Annotated in this window: 13 protein-coding genes and 1 tRNA gene; 5 read left to right on the top strand and 9 right to left on the bottom strand. The window is 63.4% G+C overall.

From position 1 onward, the window contains the following. Positions 1–150: 150 nt before the first annotated feature. Both IF803_RS33600 and IF803_RS33595 read left to right on the top strand, forming a co-directional pair. A complete protein-coding gene (locus tag IF803_RS33600) occupies positions 151–576 on the top strand; it encodes a hypothetical protein (protein ID WP_304497104.1) in 426 nt (141 codons plus the stop codon). Then, positions 573–1,994: an argonaute/piwi family protein gene (locus IF803_RS33595; protein WP_028343463.1), complete on the top strand. Its 1,422-nt coding sequence runs from the start codon at positions 573–575 to the stop codon at positions 1,992–1,994. Before IF803_RS33600 ends, IF803_RS33595 begins: the two co-directional genes overlap by 4 nt. A gap of 81 nt (positions 1,995–2,075) precedes the next feature. On the opposite strand, the gene IF803_RS33590 is transcribed toward IF803_RS33595, so the two are convergent. From IF803_RS33590 to mnmA, 6 genes are all read right to left on the bottom strand, one after another. Beyond that, complete coding sequence (locus IF803_RS33590) at positions 2,076–3,008, bottom strand: trypsin-like peptidase domain-containing protein (RefSeq protein ID WP_245288854.1); 933 nt, start codon at positions 3,006–3,008, stop codon at positions 2,076–2,078. 60 nt (positions 3,009–3,068) lie between these two features. Then, entirely contained in the window at positions 3,069–3,674 is a 606-nt protein-coding gene (locus IF803_RS33585) for a reverse transcriptase family protein (RefSeq protein ID WP_259244847.1), read from the bottom strand. Between the two features lie 801 nt (positions 3,675–4,475). Next, positions 4,476–4,552: transfer RNA gene (locus IF803_RS33580), tRNA-Met, on the bottom strand. Positions 4,553–4,668: 116 nt separating this feature from the next. After that, entirely contained in the window at positions 4,669–5,034 is a 366-nt protein-coding gene (locus tag IF803_RS33575) for a hypothetical protein (protein ID WP_461195059.1), read from the bottom strand. 53 nt (positions 5,035–5,087) lie between these two features. Further along, the gene (locus IF803_RS33570; RefSeq protein ID WP_028333443.1) at positions 5,088–5,726 is read right to left on the bottom strand and encodes a class I SAM-dependent methyltransferase; all 639 of its coding nucleotides are present in this window, start codon (positions 5,724–5,726) and stop codon (positions 5,088–5,090) included. A 75-nt stretch (positions 5,727–5,801) separates the two neighbouring features. Then, positions 5,802–6,998: a tRNA 2-thiouridine(34) synthase MnmA gene (gene mnmA / locus IF803_RS33565; protein ID WP_461195058.1), complete on the bottom strand. Its 1,197-nt coding sequence runs from the start codon at positions 6,996–6,998 to the stop codon at positions 5,802–5,804. 358 nt (positions 6,999–7,356) lie between these two features. Here mnmA and IF803_RS33560 point away from each other — a divergent pair, with 358 nt between their 5' ends. The 3 genes from IF803_RS33560 (at position 7,357) to IF803_RS33550 (ending at position 10,254) form a co-directional block, all read left to right on the top strand. After that, the gene (locus IF803_RS33560) at positions 7,357–8,949 is read left to right on the top strand and encodes a flagellar hook-length control protein FliK (RefSeq protein WP_461195056.1); all 1,593 of its coding nucleotides are present in this window, start codon (positions 7,357–7,359) and stop codon (positions 8,947–8,949) included. A gap of 10 nt (positions 8,950–8,959) precedes the next feature. Beyond that, the gene (locus IF803_RS33555; protein ID WP_016844363.1) at positions 8,960–9,673 is read left to right on the top strand and encodes a flagellar hook assembly protein FlgD; all 714 of its coding nucleotides are present in this window, start codon (positions 8,960–8,962) and stop codon (positions 9,671–9,673) included. A 362-nt stretch (positions 9,674–10,035) separates the two neighbouring features. Then, positions 10,036–10,254, top strand: coding sequence for a hypothetical protein (locus tag IF803_RS33550; RefSeq protein WP_137483592.1), 219 nt, complete (start codon positions 10,036–10,038; stop codon positions 10,252–10,254). Positions 10,255–10,361: 107 nt separating this feature from the next. On the opposite strand, the gene IF803_RS33545 is transcribed toward IF803_RS33550, so the two are convergent. The 3 genes from IF803_RS33545 to IF803_RS33535 all read right to left on the bottom strand — a co-directional run bounded on the left by IF803_RS33545 (position 10,362) and on the right by IF803_RS33535 (position 11,184). Continuing rightward, positions 10,362–10,706, bottom strand: a complete 345-nt coding sequence (locus IF803_RS33545) for a DUF1236 domain-containing protein (protein WP_028333446.1) — start codon at positions 10,704–10,706, stop codon at positions 10,362–10,364. Positions 10,707–10,820: 114 nt separating this feature from the next. Beyond that, positions 10,821–10,997, bottom strand: a complete 177-nt coding sequence (locus tag IF803_RS33540) for a DUF2934 domain-containing protein (protein ID WP_461195054.1) — start codon at positions 10,995–10,997, stop codon at positions 10,821–10,823. Position 10,998: 1 nt separating this feature from the next. After that, positions 10,999–11,184: a DUF3606 domain-containing protein gene (locus IF803_RS33535; RefSeq protein WP_137483594.1), complete on the bottom strand. Its 186-nt coding sequence runs from the start codon at positions 11,182–11,184 to the stop codon at positions 10,999–11,001. Positions 11,185–11,336: the final 152 nt, after the last annotated feature.

The raw sequence follows: 11,336 nt of genomic DNA, 5'->3' as shown, positions 1-11,336 counted from the left end.
CTCCCTGCGTCACGAGCCCGGCGAAGCTCTCTCATCCTGATTGACGCTCCACTGTCACCCTGATTGCCGCGCGGCAGATTGCGCTACGAAAGCCAAGAGCGTGGGCTTCTCCGTGAGGCGTTGACCCGCGCGCTGACCCGAACGCATGCGATGACTGCAGATCGTCGCCGAAGCAGCGATCTCTTGACCCCGGCCTCGATCGACGACGCGAAGTGGGGGCCGCTCAAGAAACTGACCGGCAGCCTCGGTGGAACGGTACCGAAGCATCCCGAACTGAGTTGGCGGGAGGGCCTGGGCATCCGGCTGGATTGGGCGGACGAGCGGCTCTGGCTTCTGCTCGAGCCGCGCACCGTGTTCGAAGGCATCACGCAGGGGAACAGAACCGCGGCGACCGATTTTGCCCGCGAGCGCACAGTGAGGCGCTACAATCCGGCGCTCAATGCCCTTCTCTCGTTCTGGTCGACGCTGTTCGCGTGCCCGGAGCGCGATATCCTGGCCCTCGGCATCAGCGCGGGCGTGGATGCGGCCTTCAGGCTCGACGATACGACAGCTTACTCAGGAAGAGGCCGCCCATGACGAGCGAGATATCGCCTCACCTTTTCATCCCGGAAGCCGAGCTCGCATTCCATCCCGAGCGAACATCCGACGTCGACCTGCACCCCCTGCGCGGGCTGTTGCGGTTTGGTCCCTATTCGTCAGGCCTAGTCCCCAACCCCATTCGGATCGCGACGATCGCACCGGCCCGGCAGGGGGCGCGACTCTACGGCTTCATGAAAGAACTCGCGGCCGAGTTCAAGGCGACCGAACGCAAGGACTACCTCCCGGCCTGGCCCGGCTTCCGCAAGGCGTTCAATCTCGATATGCGAGGCGCCGTTAAGGATTGCCACTTCGAGTTGGACGATCGGCTGGAGTTCGAGATGAAGGACTCGGCTAGGCCCCACGTCGTGTTGGCGGATCGGCTGATTCGCGCCATCCAATCTCTCGAGGCGCGTCGGGATGCGTTCGACATTGTCTTCATCTACATCCCGCAAAGCTGGGCCGCGGGCTTCGTGGGGTCCGCCGGCGACGATTTCGACCTCCACGACCACCTCAAGGCGGCGACCGCCGCGCGACGCATTCCGATCCAATTGGTACGCGAAGACCGCGCGCTCGCCTATCCGGACCGCGCAAGCGTCATGTGGCGCATCGGACTTGCGATTTACGCGAAGGCGGGAGGCGTCCCCTGGAAGCTCGCTGACACGGATCCTGAGGCCGCCTATATCGGTCTCTCCTACGCGGTGCGTCCGACCGAATCGGACCGGCCGCGCTTCGTAACATGCTGCAGTCAGGTCTTCGACGCCGAAGGTGCCGGTCTCGAGTTTGTCGCCTACGACGCCCACGAAATCGAAGTTCAGCGAGAAAACCCTTTCATGTCCCGGACCGAGATGTTCCGTGTCATGAGCAGATCGTTGGACCTCTATCGCAGAAGGCACTCGGGCCGCACGCCTCGCAGGGTCACGGTGCACAAGACTACAGAGTTCAAGAAGGAGGAGATCGACGGCTGCATGGAGGCGTTGCATCTCTGCGAGGCGGTCGACTTGGTGCAGGTCGTTGAGGACGTGGGCTGGCGCGGCGTCAGGATCGAACGCGACCGGCAAGGCGGCGCTAAAGGAAAGCCTTTCGGCTATCCAGTTGAACGCGGCACGCTGATCCCGCTCGGGGATCGGGAGTGCCTGCTTTGGATGCACGGCGACGTGAAGGGCGTTGCCGAACGCTCATATTATCAAGGAGGTCGTAGCACGCCGCGCCCGATCCGTCTGGTGCGCCACGCGGGCCATGGTAGTTGGGACGACACGGCGCGTTCGGCTCTCGCTCTCGCGAAGATGGATTGGAACAACGACGCGCTGTACGACATGCTGCCGGTGACGATGGCTTACGCGAAAGTGCTCGCGCGCGTCGTCAAGCGCATGGACGGCCTGGGTTCGACACCGTATCAGTTTCGCTTCTTCATGTAGCGAAATCGCCTAAGTCGTTGTGGGTATCGCCAGGCGCCTGAGTCCGCCCAAGGGCGCCTTGAAGCCATGGTCCGGACATCTCTACGACTTGCTCAGCCAGTCGGTCAGCGCGTTCACGTGCACGGCGAAATCTCTGGCCTCTCCTGGTCCGCCTTTATGATTGACACCGGCGACCGCGCCGTCATCATCGAGCAACGGACCGCCGGACATGCCTTGCGAGAGCTTTTGCGTCACCTCGATCATCGGGACGGCGCTCTTCGTGGGCAACGAGGTTATCGACCCGGATCGGACGTTGATCTTGTCGCCTGGGCCGAAGCTCGGAAATCCAATCGCCGTCGTATTGTCGCCGACCTTGAATGTGCGTTTCGAGATGTCGAACTCGTAGTACTCGGTGACGGGTATTTCGTGTGCGAGCACGGCCAAGTCCCGATGCGCGTCGTTCTTGGCGACCGTCACCTTGAATTTATTCGAAGTCTTGCTGGGGTGATAGACCGCGATCTCTGTCGCCCCCTCCACGCAATGCCAGGCCGTAACGAGACCCACTGACTTCAAGAAGAAAGCCGTGCCCTGCGCGCTGCCTTCCGCTGCGTCATCTGCCCAATGCTCGACTACCCACACCGCGCGCTCCCTGATCTCCAAATTCGTTGGCAGAATTTCGAGTTTCTCGGAAGGGAAGAGCTTGTTGTAGCGCGAGGCCAGACCACGGAAAATCGGGTCCGAAGGTCCCTTGATGTGCCCCACCCAGGATATCCGTCCGCGAAGATGCGACGCGAGCGTCGCTTCGCGACCATACTTGTCTTTGAGAATCTTCTGGGCGACCGCAGCGCCTCGTGTTTCGGTCACGAACAAGGCTGCGCGGGTGTTTCGTACGTATTTTCGGTCGACGTTGACGAACTCGTTGATCTTGAGGCCGGTCACTGTTCGGCGCGAATGCTTGTCGGCGTAGTGGATCTTCTGCGGATTGATCGCGAAGCCGTTGGATCGGAAAGCTCCGCGAAGCCGATCCTTGAGCAAATCGAGCGGGAAATTCCCGGCCGGCGGCGGGGGTCCTTCGAATAGCAAGGTCAGCGGCTGTTAGCTGGAGAAAGTGATATCGTCGGCATACCTGGTGTAGATGCAGCGGCTTTCCTTCGCGATTGTCTGCAATTCCTTGTCCATCCGGAAGCAGATCATGTTGGAAATTACTGGACTGCTAGGCGCGCCTTGGGGCAGGACACCCTCGTTGCAGCAGATCCGCGCCAGGATTTCAGCGACTCGACCGTCGACGCCGAGCGCACCCATTAGGCCGGACACGCGTCCTTCCGTGATGGCCATAAAGAAGCCTTCGATGTCCAAGTTCAACACGAACTTGCTCCGGAGATGAGCCGTAGCGTTCGTTTTGACCGAGCGGCCGTCCACAAAGCCATGAACGGGATTCCGCGGTCTGTATATCGACGCGAGCGAGGACGCGATCTTTGTCTGCAGCATCTTCAATCGGCGGTCCGGTGCGCTTATGACGCGCTTCTTTTGTCCGCCTTTCGAAATCTCGAACTTCTGATACATCCGGCCCCGAAACCACCAAATCTTCTTGAGTTCGGCTGTCGACAGAGCAAGAAACTTCAGCAGCTCGGCTTCGCACGTGAGCTCGTTTGGAACGGTGACCCGGATAGGAGCGCCGAAGAACGATGCAAGGCTGGGCACGAGGTCTCCCTTCCAATCACGCCAGGCATTCAGCGAGCAACGTGGCGCGCACGATCCTTGATTAGACTTTCGCTCTTACGCCGCAGTTACGACAGCGCGCATGCGAGGGGAGACCTCGTAGCATCTTCAATAGCAGCGCATCGCGCTGGCGCCACGTCCTCCTTGGGAAATTCACATGGATATTTGGCCTTAGGTCGCCGACGCTCGCAGATCAACGCTTCCGCCAAATCGGGCTTCGGGATCAGCAGCAGTCTTAGGTGACAGGGAGCATTAGTGACTAATGCCTCCCGCCCAAGGATAGAGAGAGCATGCGGTCGCGACCGCGCCCACGGTAACCATCACCCGGGAACGTTAGCGTGCCACGTCCTCGATTTGTAGGAATCGAAATTCCGACTCTTACCTTCCTGCACGATGACCTGGGCATAAGACGGCATGCAGTGCGCTTCGCTTGGAGCAAGTGCGCCCTCCGCCAACTTCACGAGCTCAGATCCCCGCCCATCTAACCGATGTAGGAGAAGAGAGTGAGCTCCCACGATAGCACGATCAACGCCGTCGATTTGCCCGCCTGAAAAACGGTGCCCATGCCTGTCGCTACCTGCAGCTGCTGCAATGACTAAAGGACGGATGGCGGCGATAAGCCGCCGCCGCTAGGGCGGCACGTTGATCTTGAGCGGCGTTATGTCGTGCGGTGGGTTGGGCCGTGGAATTTGATCAGCGGCCGCTTCGGATGTATCAATGAGACTCCCTCGCGTCGAAACTTCCATCGGCCAAGTCTGGGAAATCAAGGGGTTATGCTGGATCTGGTAGCGGGGGAGGGACTCGAACCCCCGACCCCAGGATTATGATTCCCGTGCTCTAACCAGCTGAGCTACCCCGCCATGAGCTCGCGATCGGCGGCTGGTGAGCCGCGGGTGCGAACGCGCGGCATATAAAGAGTGGCATGCGCGCCTGTCAAGCAAACCCGGACGGGGCAGCAACTTATTGCAGACAGAGGCTATTTCGGCCTCACCGATTGGTCGCCGCCGGGGCTGCCGGGCGGTGGAATCACCGGCGTGTTGCCGCCTTGCGGGGTCGGCGCACGCATTTCGGGATCGACCCCGGCCGGCGGGCACAACACCCCGTCGGATTTGGCGAGCTTGTCGCCCAGCGGCTGGCTGCTCTGCCCGGTGGTGGTTCCTTCCGGAACCACAGCACCGGGATGCGAAGGCTGCTGCGGCGCGCAATTCACGGCGGTGCGCGACGGCGCCGGTGGCGCGGTCTGGGCCGGCGGTGTGGCTGATGTCGGCGGCGCCTGCGCCACGGCCACAGCGGGTGCCATCATCAGCACACAGGATAAAGCGAGTGTTCGATTGATCCTCATGACGAGAAAACCGTGACGGCGCGCCGATGTTCCACGTCAAAATCGCCGCAATCTCACGATTTGCGGAAGCGGATCAGCGAGAAATGCCCCATCGGCGGCATCGGCCGGCGCTCCGCAAGGCTGACCCCGCCATGCTTCGCCGCCCAATTGGTCAGCCGCTCCCATGGAAATTCCGGACGCCAGCCGAGCCGCCGCGCCAGCGGCGCGAAAGCGAGCTCGAAGACGCGGCGCGGGCCGCTCTCGGCGCCGATGTGATTGACCAGGATCAGTTCGCCGCCGGGCTTCAGCACACGGATGAAATCGTCGAGCGTCGCCTCGGGATCCGGCACTGCGGTGATGACATATTGCGCGACCACCGCGTCGAAGAACGCATCCGGAAACGCGAGATTCTTGGCGTCCATCACCGCCAGCGCCTCGACATTGCTGAGGCCCTGCGTGCGCACGCGTTTGAGCGCCCGCCGCAGCATTGGCTCGGATATATCGACGCCGCATAGCTTTGTGGTGCGCTTGTATTCCGACAGCGACAGCCCGGTGCCGACGCCGACGTCGAGCACGCGGCCGCCGATCCGGTCGGCTTCCGCGATCGTCGACTGACGGCCCTGATCGAACACCTTGCCGAACACCAGATCGTAGATCGGCGCCCAGCGGCCATACGCCTTTTCGACCCCTTCGCGGTCGATGTCCCCAGCCATTCCCCTGCCCCGAAGTTACTCTTGTTTGCGCATGATCGTCGCGGAAAACCGGTCCCCACTTTTCCGGATCATGCGCTATCCGCGAACCGCTTCTGCAATCGGCGCCATCGCATCCTGCGTCGCGGCCCGTATTGCGCGGCTTGCGCTTGCACTCCTGATGAAGCCGCCGCCGAGCACACGCGCCTGCCCGGAGGCTGCGTCGTAGAACACGCAGGCCTGGCCGGGCGACACGCCCTCCTCGCCGGCGACGAGCTCGACCTCATAGCCGCCATCGACGGCGCGCAACCACGCCGGCTGCGGCGCGCGCGTCGAGCGCACCCGGACATAGATCTCGATGCCCTCGCCGATCACGCGATCCAGCGCGCCGTCGCCGATCCAGTTGACGTCGCGCAGCGCGATGCGATCCATCCGCAGCGCCTCGCGCGGCCCGACCACGACGCGGCGCGTCGCCGCATCGAGCTTGACCACATAGAGCGGGCTGCCGGAGGCAATGCCCAGCCCCTTGCGCTGGCCGACGGTGAAATGAACGATGCCCTGGTGCTGGCCGATCACATGACCGTTGAGATCGACGATGTCGCCCGGCGCGATCGCGTTCGGCTTCAGCCGTCCGATGATGTCGGTGTAGCGGCCGGTCGGCACGAAACAGATGTCCTGGCTGTCCTGCTTGTCGGCGACCTCGAGATCGAAGCGCCGCGCCAGCTCGCGGGTCTGCGGCTTGGTCATGTCGCCGAGCGGGAAGCGCAGGAAGTCGAGCTGCTCGCGCGTGGTCGCGAACAGGAAATAGCTCTGGTCGCGATCGGCATCCGCGGCGCAAGTGAGCGAGCGCGATCCGTCGGCAAGCCGCCGCGAGGCGACATAGTGGCCGGTGGCAAGCGCCTGCGCCCCGAGCTCGCGCGCGGTCGCGAGCAGATCGCGAAACTTGACCGAACGGTTGCACTCGATGCACGGCACCGGCGTCTCGCCGAGCGCGTAGCTGTCGGCGAAATTGTCGATCACCGATTGCTTGAAGCGGCTTTCGTAGTCGAGCACGTAATGCGGGATGCCGATCCGCTCGGCGACATTGCGCGCATCGTGGATGTCGCGGCCGGCGCAGCAGGCGCCCTTGCGATGGGTCGCGGCGCCGTGGTCGTAGAGTTGCAGCGTGATCCCGACCACGTCATAGCCCTGCGACTTCAACAGCGCAGCCGTCACCGACGAGTCGACGCCGCCGGACATGGCAACGACGATCCGTGTGTCTTCAGGGCGGCCTTCGAGATCCAGACTGTTGAGCATCTTTAAGCGGTCATTGGTCACTGTCGCGGCGAGCTTATGCGCTCCGCGACGATATTGGAAAAAGCCTTTTGTCCAGAGAGCCTTAGAACACGTCCAAGCCGGCTCGGTCGGTTCGGACGCGTCGGAGGCCACCTTTAATATAGGCCGTATTCCGGTGAGGCAATCCGGCGCAAGCTGTGCCGTGCCGCGCGTGGACGGCAAATCTTGCCGCCGGGCAAAAAGGAGACCCGCCGGGAACCCGCTCCAGCCGGCCACGACAGCCAGCAACCCTCTGAAATAACTCATTATTTATTACCATCCGTGGTTGGCCCACTCCTTGCTGACAAAACGCCGGAAGTCTCATTTGCGAGGATTGGCAGTGGTCAGCGTCACGTCGGAAGCATTGGCAGGCCGGTCTTTTCAGGGCGCGACGCAGCGGTCGTCGCGGCCCGATCCCGCTTCGCAGGCGGGGAACGACGGCTTTGCCGCGCTGGTCGACAGCAACACTGCGTCCACAAACGACAGCCGCTACGACTCCCAGCCGGCGCCCTCGCGCCGGTCCGACGATCCGCCCTCGACGACCGAGGCGCGCCCCCGCGACACCAACCCGGGCCCCGACAAGACGTCGCGGGATTCCGGCAGTTCGCGGGACGACAACAAGATCGACAGCGACAGCGACGCGCCGCCCAAGACCAAGTCGAAATCGAAATCGGACGACTCGAAGTCGAGCACCGATACGCAGTCCACCGATGACAAGACGTCTGCGACCCAAGCCGCTGCGCAGCCGGACACATCCGGGGCCACGACTGTCAATGCCGTGATCGCGGCCGCGGCCACTACACCGGCGACCGCTCCGACCGCGACAACCGCCGCGCCGTCGGACCAGCCCACAGCACCACTGGCGATCGCGGCTGCGGCCATCGCGGCAAGCTCCGCCATCGCCGGCGCGGGTGCCGCTGCCGGCAGCGGTGCGCCTGCCGGCGCCGACACCGCTACCGCGGCGACCGCCACGGCGAATGCCGACAAGGTCGCCAAGGCGGCCGGCGTCAAGACCGAGGCGCAAGTCATCACCACCACCGATGCGACGACAGTTCCGGGCGCCGCAACCGCGACCGCCGATGCGACACTCGCCGCTACCGTCGCCGCCGGAACGCCTGCCACCAAGACGACGCCGCAAGCCAAGACACAGGTCGCAGCGAAGGACGCGGCTGCGACGGCGCCTGCCGATCAGGACGGTGCGGCCCAGGGCAGCAACAACAGCGCGCAGGCTGCTCCGAACAACGTCGTTCCTGCAGTCGCGCAGTCGGCCGCGGTTGCCGGCAAGGCAAAGGCCACAGCGGGCGACGCAGCCGATGCCATCAAGGCCGATGCGAAAGGCGACGGCAACGCCGCGCCGACGGTTGGCGGCCAGGCGGCTGCGCAGGCCCAGCTCGCGGCGCCCGATCCCAGCACGCAGGCCGCAAATCCATTCCAGGCTCAATTGACGACCACCCAGACGACGCCGTCAGCGACCACGCAATTGACCGTGACCAACGCCGCGCAAAGCGCCGCCGTGCCGCTCAGCGGGCTTGCGATGCAGATCGCCGCCTCCGCCAAGAGCGGCAAGAGTCGCTTCGAGATCAGGCTCGACCCCGCCGAGCTCGGCCGCATCGACGTCCGCATCGATGTCGATCGCAACGGCCAGGTCACCTCGCATCTCACCGTCGAACGCCCGGAAACGCTGTCGATGCTGCGCCAGGACGCCAACCAGCTGCAGCGCGCGCTCGACAATGCCGGCCTCTCGACCGGCAATGGCGGATTGCAGTTCAGCCTGCGCGACCAGTCGCAGTCGGGCCAGAACAACAATGGCCAGTCCAATCCGAACGCCCATCGTTTGATCGTCACTGAGGAGGACAGCGTTCCCGCCGCAGCGGCGGGCCGCTCCTACGGCCGTGCAACCGGCGCCCTCGGCGGCGTCGATATCAGAGTGTAAGGAGTTCACCATGGCAGTCGATGCAACCATGCCGACGCCCGTCGTCTCTGCACCGGGCACCAGCAACGGAACGAACTCTGGAAGCAGCAGCGGCAGCGGCCTGACGACCTCGTCGCAGGGCATCGCCGACAATTTCCAGACCTTCCTGACGCTGCTGACCACGCAGTTGCAGAACCAGAACCCGCTCGACCCGCTCGACACCAACCAGTTCACCCAGCAGCTGGTGCAGTTCGCCGGCGTCGAGCAGCAGCTGAAATCCAACGATCAGCTGAAGTCACTGATCGAGATCGAGAAGAGCGCGCAGTCCACCCAGGCGCTGGTCTATGTCGGCAACACGGTCGCGGTCGACGGCAGCAAGACGCAGTTCGACAAATCCGCGACCTGGAATCTGGTGTCCCCGCAAGCCACCAGCGCCACCATCACGATCACGAGCGCGACGGGCCAGACCGCCTATTCCGGCAATTTCAGTCTGAAGCAGGGCAATGCCAGCTTCGTCTGGGACGGCAAGGGCAACGACGGCACGCAATGGCCGGCCGGCACCTACACGCTGACCGCCACCGGCAAGGATTCCAAGGGCAACCCGATCGCCATCTCGACCGAGGTGCAGGGCGTCGTCGATTCCGTCGACCTGACCGCCTCCCCGCCGCTGCTCTCGATCGGCGGGCAGACCTACACCACCGACAAGATCAAGCGCGTGGTGCGCGGGGCGACTGGCTCGAGCTGAGCACATTACCACGATCCGTAGCTGCGCGTTGAGCGGGCGACCGCGCTCACCACAATCACCAATGTCGTCCCTGCGAAAGCAGGGACCCATACGCCGCGCGGGTGTTGAGAAGGGGACTCGTCGTCCCAGCATCGTTCAACAATCAGCATTTGTGGTTATGGGTCCCTGCTTTCGCAGGGACGACACCGAATATGTGGTTCGGCCGGTGAGTCAAACATCCGCATTCTCGCGACATGATTTGCCCGAGCTTTGCTGTTCGTTCCGCCTTCTCTGTTGTAGAGGGCGCAGGGAAAGCCGGGTGCCGATCGCGACGGTTCCATGCTATAGCCATATCAATTGGCTGCTTGCTGTGGGGCTCGACAATGCCGATCAATCGCTTGCTGAAGACGGGCGAATACACGCCGGAGCAAATCGATCTCTTCAACAGGGCGTTCAGCCTGGCGCTGCATTCGATGGGTCTGGTTGATCGGAACGATCCGCTTTGCGAGATCGTGGCCCGCAAGGTTATCGAGATCGGCAAGACCGGCGCCCTCGACGCGAAGGGGATCGCGCAAGCGGCTGTGGCCAGCATCGGTCTCTGATCGCGGCCGACGCGGTCGATGGCCGCTGACCGAACGGCGCTTGCCCTCAGGCGTTCCGGCTGAGCGCGGGCCGCCGCCGTTCCCGGCGGCCCGCCGTCACAGCGGCCTCACTCGACTTCCTGCACGACCGTACGGGTGTCGGGATCGACCAGCATCACGCGCTGGCCGGTATAGACATAGCGATATCTGGTGAGCGACGGGCCCCAATCGGCAGGCACCGCTTCAAGCTCGACCTCGCGCGGCACAGGCGAGCCGACGACGATCCTCTCCCGCGTCTCGACGGGACGGATCTTGTGTTCGGTCACATAGCTGTGGATTCGCGTACGGTACTGCGGCTCGATCTGCACGGTGGCGGCATGTCCGGCGCCGGTCGTGCCGACAATCGTGCTCTGGGCGAAAGCGCCGGTCGACGCCAATACGGCGGCAACAGAAATCAGAACCAGCTTTTTCATAACGTCCTCCTCACCGCTCCATGCGGCGTTTCGAGAACCGCGACAGAATGGCAATGTTCCTAATGGAGGAGCCCGATCAATCGCGCCGCCGGCACGCCCCTCGCGCCAAGGCGTTCATCCGGGAATGGTCGTCTTGTTCGGCTGGTCCGGTGTTGGCGCGTCCGGACTTTCGCTCTCCGCATTCAGCTCGACCTCGGCCGCGTGCCAGAATTCCTTGTCCCTGCCGTCGGGCTTTCCGGCCTTCTCCCAGAGCTGCCGCGCGAAATTCCGGATTTGCTGTTCGGTGGCCATGTCATTCCTCGGGAATTCCGAGCTCCTTGCGAACCGTCACGGCGGAGTCACCGACCTTCTCGACGGCTTTACGCAGCTGTTCGCGCGACACGCCGAGGACATGCGTCCAGCATCTCACCTGACGCAGATCGTGCATGTTGATCTTCGATCGATCGAACTGCTCTTTCCTGGTCAGGCGTTTCGTCACCGGACTTCTCGCGTCAGCCGCTCGGCCCGAGCTTCGGCCGTTGCTGGCGATCCAATCTTCCGGACAGTTATTTGTTCCTTTTCCGGATGGGTGGGCTGTCACCCCTCGGAGGAACATTATTCGCGAGCGATACTTCAGTCGTGAGAGATGAA

This window comes from Bradyrhizobium sp. UFLA06-06, assembly GCF_054820065.1.
Note: the sequence above shows the minus strand (reverse complement) of the source record. Positions and strands in the feature narration are given on the sequence as shown.

Coding starts and splice junctions, on each gene's coding strand:
- IF803_RS33600 (WP_304497104.1), top strand. CDS start 151: ATGACTGCAGATCGTCGCCGAAGCAGCGATCTCTTGACCCCGGCCTCG.
- IF803_RS33595 (WP_028343463.1), top strand. CDS start 573: ATGACGAGCGAGATATCGCCTCACCTTTTCATCCCGGAAGCCGAGCTC.
- IF803_RS33575 (WP_461195059.1), bottom strand. CDS start 5,034: ATGAGGATCAATCGAACACTCGCTTTATCCTGTGTGCTGATGATGGCA.
- IF803_RS33570 (WP_028333443.1), bottom strand. CDS start 5,726: ATGGCTGGGGACATCGACCGCGAAGGGGTCGAAAAGGCGTATGGCCGC.
- mnmA (WP_461195058.1), bottom strand. CDS start 6,998: ATGCTCAACAGTCTGGATCTCGAAGGCCGCCCTGAAGACACACGGATC.
- IF803_RS33555 (WP_016844363.1), top strand. CDS start 8,960: ATGGCAGTCGATGCAACCATGCCGACGCCCGTCGTCTCTGCACCGGGC.
- IF803_RS33550 (WP_137483592.1), top strand. CDS start 10,036: ATGCCGATCAATCGCTTGCTGAAGACGGGCGAATACACGCCGGAGCAA.
- IF803_RS33545 (WP_028333446.1), bottom strand. CDS start 10,706: ATGAAAAAGCTGGTTCTGATTTCTGTTGCCGCCGTATTGGCGTCGACC.
- IF803_RS33540 (WP_461195054.1), bottom strand. CDS start 10,997: ATGGCCACCGAACAGCAAATCCGGAATTTCGCGCGGCAGCTCTGGGAG.